General features: G+C 38.7%; 17 protein-coding genes and 1 pseudogene. 3 read left to right on the top strand and 15 right to left on the bottom strand.

From position 1 onward, the window contains the following. Positions 1-155 precede the first annotated feature (155 nt). From PCY14_RS08645 to acnA, 6 genes are all read right to left on the bottom strand, one after another. Positions 156-1,589 (bottom strand): NADP-dependent glyceraldehyde-3-phosphate dehydrogenase, encoded by a 1,434-nt coding sequence (locus tag PCY14_RS08645; protein WP_060933975.1) that lies wholly within the window; start codon positions 1,587-1,589, stop codon positions 156-158. Positions 1,590-1,800: 211 nt separating this feature from the next. Next, a complete protein-coding gene (gene ptsP / locus PCY14_RS08640) occupies positions 1,801-3,534 on the bottom strand; it encodes a phosphoenolpyruvate--protein phosphotransferase (RefSeq protein WP_301363422.1) in 1,734 nt (577 codons plus the stop codon). 4 nt (positions 3,535-3,538) lie between these two features. Continuing rightward, positions 3,539-3,802, bottom strand: coding sequence for a phosphocarrier protein HPr (locus PCY14_RS08635; RefSeq protein WP_002884015.1), 264 nt, complete (start codon positions 3,800-3,802; stop codon positions 3,539-3,541). A gap of 259 nt (positions 3,803-4,061) precedes the next feature. Then, positions 4,062-5,237, bottom strand: coding sequence for an NADP-dependent isocitrate dehydrogenase (gene icd / locus PCY14_RS08630; protein WP_293931337.1), 1,176 nt, complete (start codon positions 5,235-5,237; stop codon positions 4,062-4,064). 13 nt (positions 5,238-5,250) lie between these two features. Further along, entirely contained in the window at positions 5,251-6,375 is a 1,125-nt protein-coding gene (locus PCY14_RS08625; RefSeq protein WP_060933972.1) for a citrate synthase, read from the bottom strand. A 1-nt stretch (position 6,376) separates the two neighbouring features. Then, a complete protein-coding gene (gene acnA, locus PCY14_RS08620) occupies positions 6,377-9,040 on the bottom strand; it encodes an aconitate hydratase AcnA (RefSeq protein WP_301363421.1) in 2,664 nt (887 codons plus the stop codon). A 321-nt stretch (positions 9,041-9,361) separates the two neighbouring features. Between acnA and nrdH the strand changes: the two genes are divergently transcribed. From nrdH to nrdF, 3 genes are all read left to right on the top strand, one after another. After that, positions 9,362-9,586, top strand: coding sequence for a glutaredoxin-like protein NrdH (gene nrdH, locus PCY14_RS08615; protein ID WP_008534294.1), 225 nt, complete (start codon positions 9,362-9,364; stop codon positions 9,584-9,586). A gap of 91 nt (positions 9,587-9,677) precedes the next feature. Then, positions 9,678-11,837 (top strand): class 1b ribonucleoside-diphosphate reductase subunit alpha, encoded by a 2,160-nt coding sequence (nrdE, locus tag PCY14_RS08610; protein ID WP_008534292.1) that lies wholly within the window; start codon positions 9,678-9,680, stop codon positions 11,835-11,837. A gap of 146 nt (positions 11,838-11,983) precedes the next feature. Continuing rightward, positions 11,984-12,943, top strand: coding sequence for a class 1b ribonucleoside-diphosphate reductase subunit beta (nrdF, locus tag PCY14_RS08605; RefSeq protein ID WP_301363420.1), 960 nt, complete (start codon positions 11,984-11,986; stop codon positions 12,941-12,943). Positions 12,944-13,033: 90 nt separating this feature from the next. Here nrdF and ileS read toward each other — a convergent pair whose 3' ends face one another. The 9 genes and pseudogenes from ileS to ftsA form a co-directional block, all read right to left on the bottom strand. Beyond that, entirely contained in the window at positions 13,034-15,832 is a 2,799-nt protein-coding gene (gene ileS / locus PCY14_RS08600; protein ID WP_021145622.1) for an isoleucine--tRNA ligase, read from the bottom strand. Between the two features lie 247 nt (positions 15,833-16,079). Beyond that, positions 16,080-16,955 carry a DivIVA domain-containing protein gene (locus PCY14_RS08595; RefSeq protein ID WP_021145623.1) on the bottom strand — a complete coding sequence of 292 codons (876 nt, stop codon included), beginning with the start codon at positions 16,953-16,955 and terminating at the stop codon, positions 16,080-16,082. Positions 16,956-16,976: 21 nt separating this feature from the next. Beyond that, a pseudogene (locus PCY14_RS08590) lies at positions 16,977-17,147 on the bottom strand (DivIVA domain-containing protein); the annotation flags it as partial. A 52-nt stretch (positions 17,148-17,199) separates the two neighbouring features. After that, the gene (locus PCY14_RS08585) at positions 17,200-18,003 is read right to left on the bottom strand and encodes a YlmH/Sll1252 family protein (RefSeq protein ID WP_021152033.1); all 804 of its coding nucleotides are present in this window, start codon (positions 18,001-18,003) and stop codon (positions 17,200-17,202) included. Beyond that, a complete protein-coding gene (locus PCY14_RS08580) occupies positions 18,003-18,260 on the bottom strand; it encodes a YggT family protein (RefSeq protein WP_008534285.1) in 258 nt (85 codons plus the stop codon). Before PCY14_RS08580 ends, PCY14_RS08585 begins: the two co-directional genes overlap by 1 nt. 3 nt (positions 18,261-18,263) lie before the next feature. Further along, positions 18,264-18,845 (bottom strand): cell division protein SepF, encoded by a 582-nt coding sequence (locus tag PCY14_RS08575; RefSeq protein WP_008534283.1) that lies wholly within the window; start codon positions 18,843-18,845, stop codon positions 18,264-18,266. Between the two features lie 4 nt (positions 18,846-18,849). After that, entirely contained in the window at positions 18,850-19,533 is a 684-nt protein-coding gene (locus tag PCY14_RS08570) for a YggS family pyridoxal phosphate-dependent enzyme (protein ID WP_008534282.1), read from the bottom strand. A gap of 2 nt (positions 19,534-19,535) precedes the next feature. Continuing rightward, complete coding sequence (ftsZ, locus tag PCY14_RS08565) at positions 19,536-20,858, bottom strand: cell division protein FtsZ (RefSeq protein WP_008534281.1); 1,323 nt, start codon at positions 20,856-20,858, stop codon at positions 19,536-19,538. 28 nt (positions 20,859-20,886) lie between these two features. Then, on the bottom strand, positions 20,887-22,269 hold the full coding sequence (gene ftsA / locus PCY14_RS08560; RefSeq protein ID WP_002887627.1) for a cell division protein FtsA: 1,383 nt from the start codon (positions 22,267-22,269) through the stop codon (positions 20,887-20,889). Positions 22,270-22,281 lie beyond the last annotated feature (12 nt).

Genomic DNA, 22,281 nt, shown 5'->3' with positions numbered 1-22,281 from the left:
TTTTAGAAACTTTATTAACTTTAGGAAGCGTGTTTTCATCACTCTGAACATACAAAAAGAGAAAACCTATCAGGTTCTCTCTAGATGTTAGCTTTTCGTCACCCACTACAGTTGACAAAGAGCCACTTTTTTACAATTATTGACTAGCTTAACACTTAGTATTTTGCAATATCAAATACTGTTGATTTCACACGAGTCATAGCTTCAATAGAGTATTTCACACCTTGAGTACCGGCACCAGATCCTTTAACACCAAGGAATGGGAAGTTATCTGTACCACGTTGTGTTTTATTATTGATGTGAACTGTACCAACTTCAAGTTGTTCAGCAATAGCAAATGCACGTGGGTAATCTTGTGTAAAGACAGCACCTTGAAGTCCATATTCAGATTGGTTAGAAATCTTGATTGCTTCTTCAACTGAAGATACACGGATGAATGGCAATACAGGACCAAATGGTTCTTCCCAAGCAACACGCATATCTGTTGTTACATGGTCAAAGACTGTTGGATAGATAAGGTTTCCTTCACGTTTCAATTCAGTTTTAGCAGTAGCACCTTTTTCAACAGCATCATCAATCAAACTTTGTACAAAGTCAGCTGATTTAGTATCGATAAGTGGTGTAACACTTGCACTTTCTTCAGGCATACCAACAGTGATATTTGCAACCAAAGCAGTTACTTTTTCTACCAATGCATCAGCAACGCTATCCATTACAAGAACACGTTTGATAGCTGTACAACGTTGACCTGAGTAGTCAAAGGCACCTGCCACGATGTTTTTAGCAGTCAAGTCAAGGTCAGCATCTTCAAGAACGATAGCTGAGTCTTTACCACCAAGCTCAAGCATGATTGGACGCATTGCTGCCAAACGACCAATGTTTTCACCAACTGGAGTTGAACCTGTAAAGTTGATAAAGTCAACTGCTTTATGTTCAACGATGTAGTCACCGATAACAGAACCACGACCTGTGATTGAGTTCAAGACACCAGCAGGGATACCAGCTTCAACAAATGCTTCAACCAAAAGAAGACCTGAGATAGAACCTTGTGTTGGTGGTTTGAAGGCAACAACGTCACCAGCGATCAAGGCAGGAGCAATTTTAGAACCAGCCAAGTTTACTGGATAGTTGAATGGTGAAATAGCAAGGACAAGACCTACTGGTTCACGACGAACAACAGCGATTTTTTTCTTGCTACCAGCATCAAAGGCACCACCTTCAAGTACTTCACCTTCCAAACGCAAACCTTCTTCAGCTGCATAGTGGATAATTTCAGCAGTACGAACAACTTCACCAATTGCAGATTTCAAACCTTTAGAAATTTCTTTAGAAAGAACTCGACCGATCTTATCAGCATCACGTTCCAAGATATCAGCTGCTTTATGAAGGTAAGCTGCACGTTCAGCGTATGAAAGCGCACGCCATGCTGGGAGTGCTGCTTTAGCTGCTGCGTAGACTTCGTCTACATCAGCTTGGCTCATAGCTGGAACTGATCCAAGTTCCTCACCGTTTGCAGGTGCGTAGATAGTAATTGAATTTTCAGATGTTTTCCACTCACCATTGACATAGTTTTTGTATTGTTTAGCCAAGATAGTAACTCCTTTTATCTATTATAAAACCTATTCTATCATTTTTTTCCAAATATTCCAAGATTAAAACAAGGATTATTCAGAAAATTTTGACAAAAAATAATTAAAGTTCTTAACCTAGGTTAGACGTATTCTACTCCTAAAAAGACAATGAGTCAATTATTTTGTCTATGTAAAAAAAGCGAAAGCACAAGCTTTCACTTTTTTCTTATTAGTCTACGTTAACGTATTCTTTTGAAAGTTCAAGAACTTCTTCCATTGTTGAACATTCAGTAAGTGCACGGTTAGCGTATTCTTCCATTTTAGCTGTGTCAAGTTTCTTCATCAAGCTACGTGTACGAAGAACAGATGTAGCTGACATAGAGAACTCATCCAAGCCCATTCCGACAAGAAGAGGAACAGCTGTTTGGTCACCAGCCATTTCACCACACATACCAGCCCATTTACCTTCAGCATGCGCAGCTTTGATAACATTGTTAATCAAACGAAGAATTGATGGGTTATATGGTTGGTAAAGGTATGAAACTTGTTCATTCATACGGTCAGCAGCCATTGTGTATTGGATAAGGTCATTTGTACCAATTGAGAAGAAATCAACTTCTTTAGCAAATTGATCAGCAAGCATAGCTGCAGCTGGGATTTCAATCATGATACCTACTTCAATGTTGTCTGCAACAGCAACACCTTCAGCAATCAATTTAGCTTTTTCTTCTTCGAGAATACCTTTAGCAGTACGGAACTCATTCAACAAAGCAACCATTGGGAACATGATACGCAATTTACCGTGAACAGATGCACGAAGCAAGGCACGTAATTGTGTACGGAACATTTGATTACCAGTTTCAGAGATAGAAATACGCAAAGCACGGAAACCTAAGAATGGGTTCATTTCTTTAGGAAGGTCGAAGTAAGGAAGTTCTTTATCCCCACCGATATCCATTGTACGAACGACAACAGGTTTACCGTTCATACCTTCAAGAACGGCTTTATATGCTTCATATTGGTCATCTTCAGTTGGGAAATCTTGAGAATCCATATACAAGAATTCTGTACGATAGAGACCAACAGCTTCTGCACCGTTATCATTTACACCTTCAACGTCTTTAGGTGTACCGATGTTAGCAGCCAATTCGAAATGTTTTCCATCAGCAGTAACTGTTTGAGCATCTTTAAGGAGAGCCCATTCAGCTTTTTGTTTAGCGTAAGCTTCACCAGCTGCTTTAAACTCAGCAATTTGCTCTTCAGTTGGGTTGATAACAACTTCACCAGTAATACCTGAAACCGCCAAAATGTCGCCATCTTTAACAAGTTCTGTGATGTTATTTGTACCAAGAACGGCTGCGATTTCAAGGGTACGAGCCATGATTGCAGAGTGACTTGTACGTCCACCGATATTAGTAACAAAAGCTTTTACGTACTTTTTGTTCAACTGAGCTGTATCAGATGGTGTCAAGTCATGAGCAACAACGATTGATTCTTCGTTGATTGTTGCTGGGTTAGGCAATTTCTTACCAAGCAAGTTAGCAAGCACACGTTTTGTAACGTCACGAATATCCGCTGCACGTTCTTGCATGTATGGGTTGTCTTCCATACCTTCAAAAATAGCGATAAACATGTCTGCTACTTCTGTCAAAGCAGCTTCAGCATTAACTTGTTTAGCACGGATAGTTTCTTTAATTTGACCAGTCATTTCTGGGTCAGCAAGAACCATCAAGTGAGCATCAAAAACGGCTGCCGCTTCTTCACCAAGGCTTTCAACTGCTTTTTCACGGATAACAGAAAGCTCGTCTTGTGACGCCGCTAGAGCAGCATCTAGACGAGCCTCTTCTGCACTTGTATCTTCAACTGTTACAGTTTCAAATGACAAGTCCGGTTGAACAAGCAGATATGCCTTAGCAACTGCAACACCATCAGATGCTGCGATTCCTTTAAGCATTTCTGTCATATTCTTATGCCAATCCTTCTTTTGTCATTGTTTCTGCGATTGCTGCGATTGCGTCATCAGCATCAGCACCTTCTGCAGAGATAGTTACGTCAGCACCTTGACCAACACCAAGGCTCATAACACCCATGATAGATTTAAGGTTAACTGCTTTACCTTTGTAGTCAAGAGTGATATCTGAAGCAAATTTGCTAGCTGTTTGAACAAGCAAAGTAGCTGGACGTGCGTGGATACCTGTTTCTGCAACAATGTGGAAATCTTTAGAAGCCATAATGGATTCTCCTTCTTCATTTGGAATATTTGAGTTATCGATGATAACCCTTACAATTTAGAATTATAACATAGCTAATTCATATTATCAAGGTTAAAACATACTTTATGAAAAATTTCCTAAGGGTTTCTTCTCATTTAGTCATGTCCTTTCAAGATTTTATTCTCTCTTTTAACCATTTGTTACAGAAATAAAGATAAATCCGAAAAGTTTTTCATTATATTTTCATGGAATGTTTTCATAAAGGCTAAGTTAGCGTTTAGATACGATTTAAGATGTTTTGACTAAAATCACTTGTTGAAAAAGCTGTTTTTTCAAATGCAAGGTCAGCTGTAAAGATACCCTCTTGAAATGTTTTTTCAATAGCAGCAGTGATTAATTGAGCAGCTTCTGACCAACCGATATAATCTAAGAGCATGCACCCAGATAATAGTACCGAACATGGATTTGCCTTGTCTTGATCTGCAATATCAGGAGCCGTTCCATGTGTCGCTTCAAAAATAGCATGGCCAGTTTGATAGTTAATGTTGGCTCCAGGGGAAATTCCGATACCACCAACCTGTGCGGCCAAGGCATCACTGGCATAATCACCATTCAAGTTGGTCAAGGCAACCACATCAAATTTTCCTGGATTTAGAAGAATTTGTTGTAGGAAGTTATCTGCGATGATATCGTTAATCTCTAAACGGCCAGCAAGTAGCTCCTCTTTATACTCTTCCTGTGCCACCTCGTAACCCCATTTACGGAAACCGCCCTCAGTAAATTTTTGAATATTGCCTTTGTGGACTAGGGTTACTTTTTTGAGATTATTCTTGAGTGCATAGTCAATTGCTGAACGAATTAATCGTTTACTTCCTTCAATTGAAATTGGTTTAATACCGATACTACTTGACTCTGGGAAACGAATTTTAGTCACACCCATTTCTTTCTGCAGAAAATCAATGACTTTCTTTACCTCTTCCGTTCCTGCTTCCCATTCAATACCTGCATAGATATCTTCGGTATTTTCACGAAAAATAGTAATATCCGTTTTTTCTGGTTCTTTAAGAGGGCTTACCACTCCTTTAAAGTAACGAACTGGACGAACGCAGGCATAGAGGTCAAGTTCCTGACGTAGAGCAACATTTAAAGAACGGATTCCACCACCAACTGGCGTTTCAAGAGGACCTTTAATAGCTACCAAACTGTCTCGAATAGCTTCTAAAGTAGCTTGAGGTAACCATTCTACTGTTTTGTCAAAAGCCTTTTTTCCTGCTAGAAGCTCTTGCCACTCAATCTGACGCTTACCATCATAGGCTACCTCTACAGCCTTATTGAAGATGGCTTGAGCATTTTTCCAAATATCACGACCAACACCATCTCCTTCAATATAAGGAATAATAGGATTATCAGTAACCTCTAGGTGACCATTTCCCATTTTGATTTTTTCTGCCATAGATTTTTCCTCACTAACGTTTTTCTAAAGGAATATAAGTTAAGTTTTCTTGTCCAATATATTGAGAACGTGGACGAATCAATTTATTATTTTTTTGTTGCTCCTGAATATGTGCAATCCATCCTGCGACACGACTCATTGCAAAGATGAGCGTGAAGATATCACTATCGATACCCAAAGAATGGTAAACCGTCGCTGAATAGAAATCGACATTGGGAATCAAACCTTTCTTAATTTTCATGAATTCCTCAATCTCTTGCGACATATTAAAGAACTCTTGATTGTCCGTATTCTCAGTCAACTTCTTAGCCATATCTCTCAAGAATATTTCTCGAGGATCCTGTTTTTTATAAACACGATGTCCAAATCCCATGATTTTTTCTTTAGAGTCCAGCTTTTCTTGCAGATAGGCACTAACATCACCAGATTCATGGATTTCATTTAGCATATCAAAGACGCGCTCATTAGCACCACCATGGAGAGGGCCTTTTAACGCTCCAATAGCTGTCGTAACACAAGAATAAATATCTGTAAGGGTTGAAGCACAAACACGCGCTGCAAAGGTTGAGGCGTTCAACTCATGATCTGCATGAAGAATTAAAGCCTTATTCATAGCTTCAACTTCAATAGTAGATGGTTCAACCCCATTCAGCATGTAAAGAAAATTTGCCGCAAAGCCTAAATCTTCACGTGGTTTCACAGGCATCTGACCCGTCCTTAAACGAGCGAATGTTGTAATAATTGTTGGTAACTTAGCCATCAATTCAATACTTTGTTGATAGATGGCTTCCAGGGAGCGCTCCTCAGCATGGACATTATATACCCCTAATAATGAGACTGTAGAACGCAAAACACTCATGGGATGCAAATGAGGCCTTGATTGTATGAGAATACATTGCTCAACCGCATCCGAAATATCATAATTCTTACGCAATTCCGCTTCAAAATATTTAAGTTCCATTTGAGTTGGTAGATGCCCATTCCACAAGAGATATATGATTTCCTCAAAAGAAGCTTTATTATCCATAAATTCTGAAATATCATAGCCTGCGTAGGATAAATGATCATCAATAATAGACGAAATACGTGTATTACAAGCAATCATATCCTTCAGACCATTTGTTTCAACTGTTGTCATATTATGCTCCCTTCAATTTTTTCCGAACAACCATTGGTAGAATACCACCATTCTTATAGTAGCGAATATCGGCGTCTGCATCAAAACGGACTAGTACCTTAAATGTTTTTGTTTCAGAAGACGTTCTAGCTGTTACGGTGATAACATCGTGGACACCAGGATTTTCCGAAAGATCCAAGCTAAATGTCTCCTGTCCTGTCAAACCAAGAGACTCAGCTGATTCTCCTTCCATAAATTGAACTGGTAAAATGCCCATCATTACTAAGTTTGAACGGTGGATACGTTCAAAGCTCTCAGCAAGCACTACTTTTACACCAAGGAGATTTGCGCCTTTGGCTGCCCAGTCACGGCTTGAACCCATTCCATAGTCTTTACCAGCAATCACAAGCGTGTCTTGATTAGCTTCCTTGTATTTCATAGCCGCATCATAAATAGGAATGATTTCACCATCATATTTAGTATATCCACCAATTTTACCCTCTGCCAACTCATTTTTGATACGAATATTAGCAAAAGTTCCTCTCATCATCACTTCATGGTTTCCACGACGACTACCATAGGAATTAAAGTCCTGATAATCCACTCCGTGTTCAGAGAGATAATTCGCTGCAGGACTATTTCGGGCAATATTACCAGCTGGAGAAATATGGTCAGTTGTTACTGTATCTCCAAATTTCGCTAAAACTTTCAAATCAGTCAGTGGTTTAATGGACAAGTCGTCTCCCAAGCAATCAAAATAAGGTGGGTTTTGGATATAGGTTGATTCTAGATTCCATTTATAATTCTGACCTTGCTCAGTTGGAATAGCATTCCACTTCGCACTGTCTGAAAAGACATTGGCATATTCATCTTGGAAGAGTTGACGAGTCACAAATTTATCAACATATGACTCAATTTCATCACGAGATGGCATGATATCTTCCAGATAGACAGCTTTGCCATTTTCATCAACCCCAAGAGCTTCAGTAGTCAAATCAATATTGGTGTTGCCAGCCAAGGCATAAGCAACAACCAAAGGTGGGCTAGCTAAAAAATTCGCTTTAACCAGAGGATTGATACGTCCTTCAAAGTTACGGTTTCCTGATAAAACAGCACTTGCCAACAAGTCATTGTCAGAAATAGCTTTAGCCACTTCTGGTCGTAGATCTCCTGAGTTACCAATACATGTCGTACAACCATAACCAACTAAATTAAAGCCAAGTTTATCCAAATATGTTTGCAAGCCTGAAGCTTTGAGATAACCTGTAACCACTTTAGATCCTGGCGCCAAAGAGGTCTTGACTGTTGGAGAGACTTTGAGCCCCTTTTCAACAGCCTTTTTAGCTAAAAGACCCGCAGCCATAAGAACGTAAGGATTTGAAGTGTTGGTACATGACGTAATCGCTGCTATTGCCACATGACCAGTCTGAATCGTCTCTGAATGACCCTCAAAATCAACCTGAGCCGTCCTTTCTAATTCCTCACGATCAAGGCCAAAACCACGGACACCTGCTTCTCGAACTACGGCATCCTGGAATTCTTGTTTAGCATCGGATAAGAGAATCAAGTCTTGTGGGCGTTTTGGACCTGAAATCGAAGGTTTAATGGATGACAAATCAATTTCAACAACCTTGGTATAGGTAGCTTCTTTGCTAGGATCATAGAAAAGATGGCTAGCTTTTGCGTAGGCTTCAGTGACCTGGATATGTTCCTCATCACGGTTAGTTAAACGCATGTAGTTAAGAGTTTCGTCATCAATAGGAAAATAACCACAGGTCGCACCATATTCAGGTGCCATATTAGCGACCGTAGCACGGTCAGCTAGAGATAAACTCTTCAATCCAGGACCAAAATACTCAACGAATTTACCAACAACATTTTCAGAACGAAGCACCTGAGTAATCTTGAGGGCCAAATCGGTTGCCGTCGCAATTTTAGGTAGTTCTCCTGTCAAACGAACACCTATAACCTCTGGGATTGGGAAATAAGATGCTTCACCAAGCATTGCTGCTTCGGCTTCAATTCCTCCGACACCCCAACCAAGAACACCGATACCATTGATCATAGTTGTGTGACTATCTGTACCAAACATAGAATCTGGATACAGAAGCCCATCTTTTTCAATAATAACGTCACTTAAAAATTCAATATTAACTTGGTGGATGATACCTGTTGCAGGTGGAACGGCACGATAATTTTCAAAGGATTGTTCAGCCCACTTAAGAAATTCGTAACGCTCATTGTTACGCTTAAACTCCAAATTAATGTTATCTTCAAGAGACGTGCTACAACCATAAGAATCTACCTGAACAGAGTGGTCAATCACCAAGTCCACAGGAATCTCTGGATTAATAAGTTCTGCCTTTCCTCCATTCGCTACGATTGCATCACGCATGGATGCCAAATCAACAACAACAGGAACTCCGGTAAAGTCTTGAAGAATAACACGACTTGGTTTAAAAGGAACTTCCGAATTTATCGAAATATTCGGAAATTTCAAGATACTACTAATGTGAGATTCTGTAACATCAACACCGTCCTTTTTTCTTAAAAGACTTTCAAATAATATTCTAATCGTATAGGGTAGTTTTTCTACCGTAACCCCCTGCTTTGTCGCAACTTTTTCAATATCATAAAACGTAAAGTCTTGATCTTTTACAGTCAGATTTGAGCAATATTCTTGCATACTAGAACCTCCATTAGTTAAAAGTTTTTCTTATTTTATACCTATTCCTTCTAAAATACAAATGAAATTGGCATTTTTATGTCATAAAATCTCACATAATTAGTTAGTTGACTCCTTTTTCCAATAAATATTGACTGGTGTCAAAAAACTTTAAAAAGGCTTAAAAACACAATATATGGGGTTGTGTTTGAATACTAAACACAAAATATTGTATTTTTGTCGGTTCAACCTCTTGATTTTTCCCTATATTTTGGGTATTCTATTAGAGTTCCAAAAGTGACCTTTAGTCACTTAAATTCATTATTAAAAGGAGTATTTGCAATGGCAAAGATTACATTGTTTTCAAAAAACAACTGCATGCAATGCAAAATGACAAAAAAATTCTTAGAAAAGGAGAATGCTGATTTCGAAGAAATCAACATTGATGAGCATCCAGAGAAAATTGATTATGTAAAAAGCCTTGGTTTCACAGCTGCTCCAGTTATTGAATCCGGTGATATCGTCTTTTCAGGATTTCAACCTGCAAAACTTAAAGAAATTCTCTAACTCTCAAGTTTTCATTATAGAAAGGAACTTGTTTGCTTAGTTTAAGGAATAAATCTTAATAAACCATTAAACTAAGTTTGGTATCAGTATTATGTCTTTAAAAAATCTTGGCGATGTTTCTTATTTCCGCCTCAATAATGAAATCAACCGTCCAATTAACGGTCAAATACCTTTGCACAAGGATAAAGAAGCCCTTCATGCCTTTTTCCTTGAAAATGTTAAGCCAAATTCAATGGCATTCAACAGCATCACAGAAAAAATTAATTACTTGATTGAAAATGACTATATCGAGTCTGAATTCATTGGGAAATACGAACCTGCCTTCATTGAGAAATTGTCTGCGGAAATTTACTCTCAAAATTTTCGTTTTCAATCATTTATGTCGGCTTACAAGTTCTATCAACAATACGCTTTAAAAACTAATGATGGCCAGGCTTATCTTGAAAGTATTGAGGACCGTGTTCTTTTTAATGCCCTCTACTTTGCTGATGGCGATGAACATCTAGCCAGTGATCTTGCTAATGAGATGATTCACCAACGTTATCAACCTGCTACTCCTTCCTTCTTGAATGCTGGGCGTAGCCGTCGTGGAGAACTTGTTTCATGTTTCCTTATTCAAGTAACGGATGACATGAATTCTATCGGACGTTCTATTAACTCAGCCCTACAGTTGTCACGTATTGGTGGTGGGGTAGGTATTAGTCTCTCTAACCTACGTGAAGCTGGTGCTCCTATTAAGGGGTATGCTGGTGCAGCTTCTGGTGTCGTACCAGTAATGAAACTCTTTGAAGATAGTTTCTCTTACTCAAACCAACTTGGTCAACGTCAAGGTGCTGGAGTTGTTTATCTTAGCGTCTTCCATCCAGATATCTTAGCTTTTCTTTCTACTAAAAAAGAAAATGCCGATGAAAAAGTTCGTGTCAAAACATTATCACTAGGCGTTACCGTACCTGATAAGTTTTACGAATTGGCACGTAAGAATGAAGAAATGTATCTCTTCAGCCCTTACTCTGTCGAAAAAGAATACGGGAAACCATTTAACTACATCGACATCACAGCTATGTACGACGAATTGGTTGCCAATCCCAATATCACAAAAACTAAGATTAATGCGCGTGAGTTAGAAACTGAAATTTCTAAACTCCAACAAGAATCTGGTTACCCATATATCGTCAATGTTGATACAGCTAACAGACATAATCCAATTGATGGTAAAATTGTCATGTCCAACCTTTGTTCTGAGATTCTCCAAGTTCAAACACCAAGTGAACTGAACGATGCACAAGAATTTGTGAAACTTGGTACAGACATTTCATGTAACCTTGGATCTACTAACATCCTTAACATGATGACATCGCCTGACTTTGGACGTTCTATCAAGGCTATGACGAGAGCACTTACTTTTGTTACAGATAGCTCTAGCATCGAAGCTGTACCATCTATAAAAAATGGTAACCAACAAGCTCATACCTTTGGTTTAGGTGCCATGGGGCTCCATTCTTACCTTGCTAAAAACCACATTGAATACGGTAGCCCTGAATCTGTTGAATTCACTAATATCTACTTCATGCTTATGAACTACTGGACTTTGGTTGAATCTAACAATATTGCCCGTGAACGTCAAGAAACCTTTGTTGGTTTTGAAAAATCCAAATATGCCGATGGTTCTTACTTTGATAAATACGTTACAGGACAGTATGTTCCTAAATCTGACCGTGTTAAGGAACTGTTCGATGGCCACTTCATTCCGCAAGCAAAAGATTGGGAAGAGCTTCGTGAGTTAGTTAAGAAAGATGGTCTCTATCATCAAAACCGCTTGGCAGTTGCACCAAATGGATCAATTTCTTATATTAACGACTGTTCTGCTTCTATCCACCCAATCACACAACGTATTGAAGAACGTCAAGAGAAGAAAATTGGTAAAATCTACTATCCAGCTAACGGACTCTCAACAGACACTATTCCTTTCTACACTTCAGCTTACGACATGGATATGCGTAAAGTGATTGATGTCTATGCTGCTGCTACTGAACATGTGGACCAAGGTTTGTCATTAACACTTTTCTTGCGTAGTGAACTACCAAAAGAAATTTACGAATGGAAAACAGAAAATAAACAAACAACTCGTGACCTTTCTATCCTTCGTAACTATGCCTTTAACAAAGGTATCAAGTCAATTTACTACATTCGTACTTATACAGACGACGGTGAGGAAGTTGGCTCTAACCAGTGTGAAAGTTGTGTTATCTAACACTCTAAAAAATCACTGTTCTTATTCATAAAGGGCATTAAAAAGGTCGGTTCGCCGACTTTTTTAATAGATAAACTCAAAAAGCTATGTCATGATTTTGAATTATGATAAAATAGAAACGATATCAATAAAGAAAGAGGTTTCTAATGGAAACTTACTATAAAGCCATTAACTGGAATGAAATCGAAGATGCGATTGATAAATCTACCTGGGAAAAATTGACTGAACAATTCTGGTTAGATACACGTATTCCACTTTCAAATGACCTTGATGATTGGCGTAGACTTTCAGCTGAAGAAAAAGATTTGGTCGGAAAAGTCTTCGGTGGCTTGACCTTACTAGATACTATGCAATCACAAACAGGTGTTGAAGCTATTCGTGCCGATGTTCGTACACCCCATGAAGAAGCTGTTTTGAACAACATTCAGTTCATGGAATCTGTTCACGCAAAATCCTACTCTTCTATTTTCTCAACTTTGAACACTAAATCTGAAATTGAAGATATTTTCGAGTGGACCAATAGTAACGAATACTTGCAGACCAAAGCAAAAATCATAAACGACATCTATGAGAATGGAACACCACTTCAGAAAAAGGTTGCATCAACTTTTCTTGAAACCTTCCTTTTCTACTCAGGCTTCTTCACACCTCTATATTATCTGGGTAATAATAAGCTTGCCAATGTCGCTGAAATCATTAAATTGATTATCCGTGACGAATCTGTTCACGGAACCTATATTGGCTATAAATTTCAACTTGGATTCAATGAATTACCTGAAGAAGAGCAAGAAAGCTTCCGTGAATGGATGTATGACCTTCTCTATGAATTGTATGAAAATGAAGAGCTCTATACCAAGTCTCTCTATGATGGTGTTGGGTGGACTGAAGAAGTCATGACTTTCCTTCGTTACAACGCCAACAAGGCCCTCATGAACTTAGGACAAGATCCACTTTTCCCAGATAGTGCAAACGATGTTAACCCAATCGTTATGAATGGTATTTCTACAGGAACTTCCAACCACGACTTCTTCTCTCAAGTTGGTAATGGTTACCTTCTAGGTACTGTGGAAGCTATGCAAGACGATGATTATAACTACGGACTATAAGAAAAAACTAGCTGAGCTAGTTTTTTCTTGTCTTCAATACTATATTCGAAAAACAAATAGAAAAAGAGTTCAATCTGAACTCTTTTTAGCTTATTTTGCTTTAACTTCAAAGCCTTCTGCTACACCTTCAGCAAAGTTTTCTTCAACAATGCTAGCACAGTAATCACAGATTGTTGCATTATAGCTACGTTCCTTGGTAGTTGGATCAATACGACGACAACGATCACAAACTTCACCTGAAGCACGTTCTACAGTGAAGGCAACATTTTCAAAGCTCACAGCTGATTCAGGAGCATCTCCTTCAGCAATAGTCAATGCTGAAACAATCAAAAGTTGAGCAAGATTTGTATTCAAACCTTCAAGAAGTTCTTTAACTTCAGCATCGGGATAAATAGTCAAATGAGCTTCTAGTGATTTACCGATAACCTTCTCATTACGAGCTTCTTCCAAAGCTTTTTGAGCTTGACCACGGAAATCCATGAATGCTTTCCATTTTTCAAGGATTGCTTCTTGATTTTCGAAAGCTTCTGCTTCTGGCAACTCTGACAATTGAACAAACTCTTCAGTTTCAAATTCAAGATATGACCAGATTTCTTCAGCAGTGTGAGGAAGAATTGGAGTCAAGAGTTTTGTGATCTTAACAAGAATATCGTAGAAGACTGTTTGCATTTGACGACGTTCAAGAGAATCTGCACTCTCAATGTAAACCACATCTTTAGCAAAATCAAGATAGAAAGCTGACAACTCTACATTAATAAAGTTAACCAAAGCTTTGTAGATAGTCAAGAACTCAAAGTTTGCATAAGCGTCACGAATGGTCTTAACCAATTGGTTGAATCGGATAGTCATGTACTGATCCACAGATCGCAATTCTTCAAAGGCCACAGCATCAGTTGTTGGATTGAAGTCTGATGTATTAGCAATCAAGAAACGGAGCGTGTTACGGATTTTACGGTAAGATTCAGATACTTGGCTAAGGATATCCATTGAGATACGGACATCATTGGTCGTATCAACACTTGTTACCCAAAGACGGAGAATTTCTGCACCAAATTGCTTTTCAACATCACTAGGAGCAATCGTATTTCCAAGTGATTTAGACATCTTTTCACCCTTACCATCGAGGGCAAAACCTTGAGACAAGAGTTGTTTATATGGTGCGACACCATGATTGGCAACTGATGTGATAAGTGATGAGTTAAACCAACCACGGTATTGGTCAGAACCTTCAAGATAAAGGTCAGCTGGATAAGTCAATTCAGGTCGATTAACGACAACACCATTCCATGATGAACCTGAGTCAAACCACACATCCATAATATCATTTTCTTTAGTGAACTCACCGTTTGGTGAACCAGGATGTGTGAAACCTTCTGGAAGAAGATCTTTAGCATCACGTTCCCACCAAATAACCGATCCATGCTCTTCAAAAAGTTTAGCCACATGTTCAATCGTTTCCTCAGTCATGATTGGTGTCTTATCTTCAGCATAGAAGATTGGGAGTGGAACACCCCAAGCACGTTGACGAGATATGACCCAGTCTCCACGGTCACGAATCATGTTGTAAAGACGAACTTTACCCCATTCTGAATGGAATTTAACTTTTTCAATTTCATCCAAAATTTCTTGACGGAATTTAGATACAGATGCAAACCATTGAGGGACTGCACGCCAGATAATTGGTTTTTTGGTACGCCAGTCAAATGGGTATGAGTGAGAGATTTCTTCTTTGGCAAGAAGGAGATCACCAAGTTTATCAATGACTGTTGGTACAACTTTATCATAGAACTGACCTGCAAAATCAGGACCTGCATTTTCCATCATGATACCACGTTCATTGACCGTTACAGCAACTTCTAAGCCATTGGCAACACCTACGTTATAGTCATCTTCACCAAAACCGGGCGCTGTATGGACGATACCAGTACCAGAATCCAGTGTAACGTGATCACCAAGGATAACCAATTCATCAACTTCTGAGTCCCATGGGTGTTCGGTTACAATTTGATCCAATTCTTTCCCTTGGTAAGTTGCAAGTACTTCAACATCTTGCCAACCAAATTTTTCAGAAAGACTTGGCAATAGCTCAGAAGCCACAACATATTTACGGTCAGATCCAGCGGACTTAACAACTACATAATCAAAATCAGCTCCCATTGTCAAGCCTCGAGACGCTGTAATAGTGAATGGTGTAGTTGTCCATACAACGATATAGGTATCGGTATCCAATACGCCTTTACCATCCTTAACTTTATTAGCATAGTAAAGAGATGTAGAAACTAAATCATGGTATTCGATTTCTGCTTCAGCAAGCGCTGATTCTGATGACCATGACCAGTAAACTGGTTTCGCACCTTGGTAGATGTAACCTTTTTTAGCCATCTCACCGAAGACACGAATTTGTGCAGCTTCATAGTCAGGTGTCAAAGTTACATATGGGTTATCCCAATCAGCTGAGACACCAAGTCGTTTGAAATCTTCACGTTGCTTGTCAACTTGTGAAAGCGCATAGTCACGACACATTTTAAGGTATTCAGAGCGTTCGATTTCTTTACGTTTCACACCTTTTTTAGCCAAAACCTGTTCGATTGGAAGCCCATGAGTATCCCATCCAGGAATATAAGGTGCATAGAAACCAGACATTGATTTAGAACGAACGATAATATCCTTGGAAATTTTATTCATGGCATGTCCAACGTGAATATTACCATTGGCATACGGAGGGCCATCATGAAGGGTGAAGTGCGATTTTCCTTGGTTCAATTCTTGACGACGTTGATACATATTAGCATCTTCCCACTCTTTTTGCCAGAGAGGTTCTTTATTAGGAAGTCCAGCACGCATAGGAAAAGCTGTCTTACCAAGATTTAGGGTTTCTTTAAGTTTCATTCTATCTCCTCTTCAATATAATTTACAAAATAAAAAGAGCCTTCATCAAAAAGGACGAAAGCTCGTGGTACCACCTTTGTTTAGAGCAAATATAAAATTGCTCCCTCATATGTCCGTAAGGAGGACCATCCTTCTAACTTACTTGATTCAGTCAGAACCAAAGAAAATGATAACCGGCCAAATAGGGAATGTGGGACTCACACCATCTCCCACTCGCTGAAAATATACTTGGTAAGTTTTATTTTTCTTATTCGCCAATATTCAATTTAAAAGTTTGTGTTTCGTTAAGGTTTACTTCACCTGTTGTTTCAGGTTGAAAATCAAAATCTTCATCTACTGGTGCAGAAGTTGGAAAGTCTGCTGCTTCGCTATCGAAAGAATCTGAGTTACCTAAATCAACTGGGGTCGAAACAGTTTCATTAGTTTCTTCAAATTCTTGATTAGAGAAATCTTCGACTTTCTTGTTACTTTCAGCAACACGACGTTGAAGTTCAGCCATTTCATCAGGAGTAAATTGACGCGTTGCATCAAATGAAGCTGCATCATTTGAATCTGGGACATGTTCGTCCAAAACTTTTTCAACAACTTCTTTAAAGGCAGCATCTGAGTTTTGAAGATAAATAGCTGTTGGTTGCAACAATTCACCCCACTCTGGAGCACTTGCTAAGCTAAGTTGACCTTCAACTGCAGCCAAAAGACGTTGATGGAAAACACGACTTTGACGTTTAAGCTCTTCTGTCTCAATAGCAACACGTTTCGCTTCATCAGTAGCATCACGAAGAATTTCAGATGCTTTAGATTTAGCTTCTTCAACCAAATGCGTTGCATTGAAGTTAGCTTTATTAATCAAGTTAGCTGATTCGTCAGCTGCTGAAGCTTTAACTTTTTCAGCTGTTTCTTGAGCCAAGATAACTGATTGGCTTAGTGATTCTTTCATTTCATCAAAATAAGCCAATTTTTCTTCAAGCTCTTTTACACGAGAAGCAAGCTCACGATTATCACGAACTAAATCTTCATAATCATCAACGATAATATCAAGAAATTCATCTACTTCTTGTTCATTGTATCCACGAAATTTAGTTGTAAACTGTTTATCTTTAATATCAAGTGCTGTGATTGCCATTACAGGCCTCCTTTATTTTTTTACCATTTCTTCAAGCTCTTTTACACGAGCAGCAAGTTCACGATTTTCATGAACTAATTCTTCATAACCATCTACGATAATATCAAGAAATTCATCTACTTCTTCTTGATTGTAGCCACGAAATTTAGTTGTAAACTGTTTTTCGATAATCTCAAGTACTGTAATTGCCATTACAGATCCCCTCTATTTACATTACCATCTCTGATGATTTTAAATTAAATACCTACTTTTTTCTTCGTCTCAACATGCTATTAATAGTGACTTTAGCTTTACCAGATTTTGAAAATCCTTCTTGTTCGGCCAATCGAAATCGACCGAAACCCCGAACCGAAATCATATCACCAATAGTAATCAACTGGTCAGCCTTCTCAACTTGTCTATAATTTAATTTGACTTTACCAGATGAAATCAGCTTCAAGGCCCTAGAGCGTGATAAATTTAACACGGTTGCTAACACATTGTCAAGACGCATGCTAGAAAGTAAAACAAAAGAATGTGAGTAGTTTTCTTGATTTGTAATCCAATTCCCTTCACTAACATCCTTAAGTGTAACGGAAACATTACCAATCTTTTTGATAGTCATTATAGCATAGTTTGCTAGGTGAGATGCTATCGAAAATTGAATACGTCCATCGTCATTGATAATGATGTCACCAAATACTTGTCGTTCAAGTCCAAGTTGATTAATCAAAGTCCCCAAAACTTTTGGATGAGTCAAGGTGTTAAACTGTCTTGCATAAGAAACCTCTAACCGCTTAATCTCAAAGTCATCATCAGAGAGCTCATAATAATCCGGAGCTATAATAACTCTTCTATACTCCTCCGTCTCAAGATTTGAACTTACAAAGAATTTTAAATGATAGTAATTTGCTAAATCTTCAACAATTTGAATCTCACGGGGATTTAAGAAATCAGTCAAATAAGGACTATACCTATCTTCAACCAATTGGCAAAATCCCCTAACCTTTTCTAAAAAAGGACGTTCATCTAACGAATAATGCTGTTCAATATTTTTATTTTCTGACATCAGAATAGAATATTCCTAAGAATAGTGAGAGAAAAATTCAACAAAAGAACGATTACGATGATTGAAAAGTCAACACCAGCAAAGACCAAATTCAGACGACGAAATGGCGCAAGAATCGGATTAACAATTTGTCTAATGATTCTTCCAAGGCTAGTGTCATAGGCTCCTGGAAACCAAGATAACAAAGCGTAGACAACAAGAAGTATCTCTGCAACGTTAACGACACGTGCCCAAATAACATATAGTAATATAGACATTGCTTAACGTCTCTTCATATCAAAGTCAAAGTTGGCTTCTTGATTACCGTGTGCCAAGCCAATCTCTTCAATGTCAACAACGACATTGATTGGTGTAAGCAAGTACATTGAAGAGCCAACTTTTTGAAGATTCCCGGTAAGTACTTTACTTGCACCATCAATGAAATCAAGACAACGACGAGCTTGTGCCTCTAACATATACTGAAAATCAATCAAAACACATTCATTTTCGATCAAAAGTTCTACAATTTCCTGAGCATCTTCATATTTCTTAGGATATTTAATTGCAATTGTTGTTTTTGTTGTACTCATTTGATGTGGTCCCTGATTTGCTTGTGAACGACTCAAAGGTAAACTACGAAGAACTTGTGTCTCCTGCAAGTCTGCGTTAACATGTTGACGACGAGGAGGAACTGTTGCCTGTGAACGCTCAGGTTGACGTTGCTGACGAGGTTGTGTCTGCACTGGTCTCTGCACTTTTACAGGACGTTTTTTCTCTTCTTCTTTTGCAGCATCTTCATAATCGGTTACTTCGTCGGTATCAAAATATGAAACAATTTTATCAATTGTGTCTTTTAATGCCATAAGGTTAATCTCCGTTCTCTTTAAAGAATGCACTGCCGATTCTGACAAAGGTTGATCCATTTTGAATTGCCTCATCAAAATCTCGACTCATCCCCATGCTTAATTGATCACAAGGAACATTCTTTATTTTTTTCTCTTGAATTGATTTTCTAAGTTCATTTGTCTGTGAGAAAATCTCATCAAGTTCTTGATTATCTGCATCAATTGGTGCCATTGTCATTAGTCCAACAATACAAATGTTATCAAGATTTTTAATTTGGTCTAGAACTGTATCAAGTTCTTCAGGCGAAAAACCATGTTTTGATTCCTCACCTGAAACGTTAACTTGAAGGAAACATTTAATCGTATGATTGGCACGCTTTTGAATTTCCTCTGCTAATTTTACAGAATCCAAGGCGTGAAAATAATCAACTAAATTAATAACATCCTTTACTTTTCGACGCTGTAAGGTACCGATAAGGTGCCAGGTCAAATCATAATTGTTTAAAGCTTGATACTTATCTAAGAATTTATCCACGCGATTTTCAGCAATGTGTTTAATTCCTGTTTTAACCAATTCTTCAGCAATATCACTAGAGACATATTTGGTTACGGCAATAATATTGACTTCATCACTAGAGCGATTAGCCTTCTCACAAGCTGCCTTTACCGCTTGATAAACATTATTTTTATTTTCTTCTATAGTCATTATTAACGATTTTTAAAGAATGGTGGTGTTTCCAACTCATCATCATCCTCAACTTCACTTGAAAATGTAGACATAGTCAACTGACTATCTAATTGGCCAGTTTCAGGACGTGAGATATTATCACGTCTTAAGTCCCAGTTTCCAAAAGCAGACTGCTCTTGTTGAGATGCTGCCGCTGCAGGACGAACCCCTGCTTGAGGCATTGAAGGTGTTTCATTATAGTCAAAATTTGGTTGACGTTCAAATGAAGGTTGAGAAACTGGACGTTGTTCTTCTTGAATTGCTTGCTGAACAGGTGCTGCTGGTTGTGACGGTACTGATGTCACTTTGCGAGGTTGAGCTTTCACTCCCGCTACTTTATCAGCACGATCTTGACGAACTCCTGTAGCAACAACAGTTACGCGAATCTCATCTTTCAATGTATCATCAATTGATGTACCCAACCAAATGTTAACACCGTTACCAGCTGCTTGGCCAACAATTTCAGAAGCTTCTTCAGCCTCTGTAAGAGTCATATCAAGACCACCAGTTACGTTAACAATTACGTCTTCTGCACCATCAATAGTAGTTTCAAGAAGTGGCGAGAAGATTGCTTTGCGTGCAGCTTCAACAATACGTTCCTCACCAGAACCAATACCAATACCCATAAGCGCATTACCTTTGTTTGCCATAACTGTTTTCACATCAGCAAAGTCGAGGTTAATCAAGCCTGGATTAGTGATAAGATCCGTAATACCTTGGACACCTTGGCGGAGAACATTATCTGCTTCGCTAAGGGCTTCAAGAAGTGGAGTTTTCTTATCAACAATTTCAAGAAGATTGTTGTTTGAGATAATAAGAAGTGTATCAACTTGCTCACGCAACTCTTGAATACCTTCAACCGCATAAGCACCACGTTTGTTACCTTCAAATCCGAACGGACGTGTTACAACTGCAACTGTCAATGCACCTAAGCTTTTGGCAATACGTGCAATTACTGGAGCTGCTCCTGTACCAGAACCTCCACCCATACCGGCAGTGATAAATACCATGTCAGATCCTGTAAGTGCTTCTGTAAGTGTTTCTTCACTTTCTTCAGCCGCCTTACGACCAACTTCAGGTTGACCTCCGGCACCAAGTCCACGGGTCAATTTAGGGCCCAATTGGATAACTGTTTCTGCTTTTGAAGAGCTGAGCGCTTGAATATCAGTATTAGCTGCGATAAATTCAACACCAGAAAGACCTTCTTCAATCATTCGGTTGATGGCGTTTCCGCCACCTCCACCGACACCGATAACTTTAATGACAGCACCTTGAACAGATGCGCTATCAAATGAAAAACTCATTTTATTTCCTCGCTTTTTCTAGATTAAATTAATCGAACATACTACCAAAGATACCACGAACACGATCTCCAAGTTTTTGTTTTGGTTCATGATTTCCTTCTTCAACTGGCAAAGGCACTTCGATTGTATTCTCAACTGGAATAGGGTTAGGTTGTGGAGCCACTCGTGGCGCTGGTGATGGTGCTGGAGTTCTGTCAAAACTCAATGCAGGAGCCTCATTGTCGATAGGTTTACGACGGAGATACTCTTCACCAGATACTGCTCGTTGAGCAATAATATCAACTTCTGTAAGAAGGCCAACATACTCAACAAGACTAATCACATTTGCAAACATCGGATTACGAATGCCTACTTGATTTGGTACGTAAAGTTTGACATTTGTCTCAAAAAGCTCTTGAGCAACTTCAACTACACCAGGCATAATAGCTGTACCACCTACAAGGACGATACCACCAGGTAAATCAAGTAGACGACCACGAGTCAAATCTTGTTTCACTCTGTCCAAGATATGTTTCACACGAGCTGAGATAATTTCAGCAAGGTATTTTTCAGTGATTTCAACAGGTGAATTTTCACCTACAACTTCAACTTGAACAGTTTCAGATTCACTTGCTTCGTCAATATCAGCATTACCAAAATTAAACTTAAGCGCTTCTGCAATCTGCATGGAAGTCTTCAAAACCTTTGAAATATCCTTTGTGATGTATTCGCCACCTTCAGAATAAATATTGGTAAACTGAAGTTCTTGCGCACGCATACTTGCAACGGTAGTTTGACCGCCACCCAAATCAATGACTGTAGCACCAAACTCACGTTCACCTTCATTTAAGACCGCACGTGTCATCGCAAGAGGTGAGATAATAATATTCTCAACCTTAATACCTGCACGTTCAACCGTCTTTCGAAGATTGTGAAGGATTGTTGTTGGTCCTGTATAAATGAGACCCCTCATTTCAAGACGAATTCCCATCATTCCACGAGGATCACGAATTCCTTGGAAGCCATCAACGATAAACTCTTCAGGAACTAGCGAAATAACCTCACGCTCAGGTGTAATGCTCTTAGTCAAGGCTGAGCGAACAACACTTTCAACATCTTCATCTTTGATTTCTTTTGATTCACTTGTTACAGGAATCATCCCTTGGGTAGGCTCAATTTGAAGAAGATTAGCTGGAAGCCCAACATTAACTTGCTCAATAACAATACCAGCTTTTTCTTCTGCTTGTTCAATAGCTGTTTTGATGGATTTCGCTGCAGCGTCAATGTCAACAATGATACCATCTTTCACACCAGAACTCTTAACATTACTTACTCCGATGACATTCATTGATCCATCAATAAATTCAGCAACAAGAACCTTAATCGAGCTAGTTCCTATATCTAATCCTGTAAAAAAGCCATCTCTAGCCATTCACTCGACCTC

Source organism: Streptococcus sp. SV2, assembly GCF_030440175.1.
GTDB lineage: Bacteria > Bacillota > Bacilli > Lactobacillales > Streptococcaceae > Streptococcus > Streptococcus raffinosi.
This window is presented reverse-complemented; position numbering and strand designations above follow the sequence as displayed.

Coding starts and splice junctions, on each gene's coding strand:
- ptsP (WP_301363422.1), bottom strand. CDS start 3,534: ATGACAGAAATGCTTAAAGGAATCGCAGCATCTGATGGTGTTGCAGTT.
- PCY14_RS08635 (WP_002884015.1), bottom strand. CDS start 3,802: ATGGCTTCTAAAGATTTCCACATTGTTGCAGAAACAGGTATCCACGCA.
- icd (WP_293931337.1), bottom strand. CDS start 5,237: ATGGCAGAAAAAATCAAAATGGGAAATGGTCACCTAGAGGTTACTGAT.
- PCY14_RS08625 (WP_060933972.1), bottom strand. CDS start 6,375: ATGACAACAGTTGAAACAAATGGTCTGAAGGATATGATTGCTTGTAAT.
- acnA (WP_301363421.1), bottom strand. CDS start 9,040: ATGCAAGAATATTGCTCAAATCTGACTGTAAAAGATCAAGACTTTACG.
- nrdH (WP_008534294.1), top strand. CDS start 9,362: ATGGCAAAGATTACATTGTTTTCAAAAAACAACTGCATGCAATGCAAA.
- nrdE (WP_008534292.1), top strand. CDS start 9,678: ATGTCTTTAAAAAATCTTGGCGATGTTTCTTATTTCCGCCTCAATAAT.
- nrdF (WP_301363420.1), top strand. CDS start 11,984: ATGGAAACTTACTATAAAGCCATTAACTGGAATGAAATCGAAGATGCG.
- ileS (WP_021145622.1), bottom strand. CDS start 15,832: ATGAAACTTAAAGAAACCCTAAATCTTGGTAAGACAGCTTTTCCTATG.
- PCY14_RS08595 (WP_021145623.1), bottom strand. CDS start 16,955: ATGGCAATCACAGCACTTGATATTAAAGATAAACAGTTTACAACTAAA.
- PCY14_RS08585 (WP_021152033.1), bottom strand. CDS start 18,003: ATGTCAGAAAATAAAAATATTGAACAGCATTATTCGTTAGATGAACGT.
- PCY14_RS08580 (WP_008534285.1), bottom strand. CDS start 18,260: ATGTCTATATTACTATATGTTATTTGGGCACGTGTCGTTAACGTTGCA.
- PCY14_RS08575 (WP_008534283.1), bottom strand. CDS start 18,845: ATGGCATTAAAAGACACAATTGATAAAATTGTTTCATATTTTGATACC.
- PCY14_RS08570 (WP_008534282.1), bottom strand. CDS start 19,533: ATGACTATAGAAGAAAATAAAAATAATGTTTATCAAGCGGTAAAGGCA.
- ftsZ (WP_008534281.1), bottom strand. CDS start 20,858: ATGAGTTTTTCATTTGATAGCGCATCTGTTCAAGGTGCTGTCATTAAA.
- ftsA (WP_002887627.1), bottom strand. CDS start 22,269: ATGGCTAGAGATGGCTTTTTTACAGGATTAGATATAGGAACTAGCTCG.